1 protein-coding gene is annotated in these 1,298 nt (G+C 68.0%); it reads left to right on the top strand.

Annotation, left to right across the window (positions count from 1 at the left end; all coding sequences use genetic code 11):
* Positions 1 to 240: 240 nt before the first annotated feature.
* Positions 241 to 1,298: IS30 family transposase (locus ABZ656_RS58005; protein WP_360280847.1), on the top strand; the 1,058-nt coding region annotated here is incomplete at its 3' end.

Below are 1,298 nucleotides of genomic sequence, written 5' to 3'. Positions count from 1 at the left end.
GTGGCTACGGCGGACTGGAGTTTGAAGACCAGCGATGTCCCGGAGGGGCGGCGTCGGCAGTGGCGCGCTGACCGTGCGTTGCGGCCGGCGATGCGTTCGCCGGGGCGGCCTGATCCGTCTCGGGTCGTGCAGCGCCAGTTCTGGCGACTGATCGCCACGGGGGTCACGACGGTGGAGGCGTCGTTGGCGGTCGGCGTGTCGTGGCCGGTGGGTGCGAGGTGGTTTCGTCACGCTGGCGGCATGCCTCCGATCTCGTTGGCCGAGCCCTCGGGCCGGTACCTCACGTTCGAAGAGCGCGAGGAGATCGCGATCCTCAGGGCGACGAGCAAGGGCGTGCGCGAGATCGCCCGCGCCCTGGGGCGAGACCCCGGGACAATCTCTCGCGAACTGCGCCGCAACGCCGCCACGCGCGGCGGCAAGCAGGAATACCGCGCGACGGTCGCCCAGTGGAAGGCTCAGCAGGCGGCCAAGCGCCCGAAGACCGCGAAACTCCTGGGTAACGACCGGTTGCGTGAGTACGTAGAGGACCGGCTCGCCGGCAGCATCCGTCGCCCCGACAACATGACCGTCACCGGGCCCAAAACGCCCGCATGGAAAGGGCTGAACAAGCCGCACCGTCAGGACAGACGTTGGGCGACGGCATGGAGTCCGGAGCAGATTTCGCACCGACTCCGTGTCGACTTCCCCGATGATGAGTCCATGCGCATCAGCCACGAAGCGATCTACCAGGCGCTGTTCATCGAAGGCCGTGGCGCGCTCAAGCGGGAACTGGTGACGTGCCTGCGCACCGGCCGGGCGCTGCGGGCTCCCCGTGCACGGTCGCAGAACAAGCCGCAGGGGCATGTCACCGCGGACGTCGTCCTCAGCAAACGCCCCGCCGAGGCCACGGACCGCGCGGTCCCCGGACACTGGGAAGGCGATTTGATCATCGGGACGGGCCGTTCCGCGATCGGCACGCTTGTCGAGCGCAGCAGCCGCTCCACGCTCCTGGTGCACCTGCCCCGTCTGGAGGGCTGGGGCGAGAATCCGCCCGTGAAGAACGGCCCCTCGCTCGGGGGCTATGGCGCGATCGCGATGAACGCGGCGCTCACCACGTCGATGACGCAATTGCCTGAGCAGCTACGTAAGACCCTCACCTGGGACCGTGGGAAGGAACTCTCCGGTCATGCTCAGTTCGCTCTCGATACCGGGACGAAGGTGTTCTTCGCCGATCCGCACTCGCCCTGGCAACGACCGACGAACGAGAACACGAACGGGCTGCTGCGCCAGTACTTCCCGAAGGGCACCGATCTCTCCCG

Source organism: Streptomyces sp. NPDC007095 (assembly GCF_040634475.1).
GTDB lineage: Bacteria > Actinomycetota > Actinomycetes > Streptomycetales > Streptomycetaceae > Streptomyces.
This window is presented reverse-complemented; position numbering and strand designations above follow the sequence as displayed.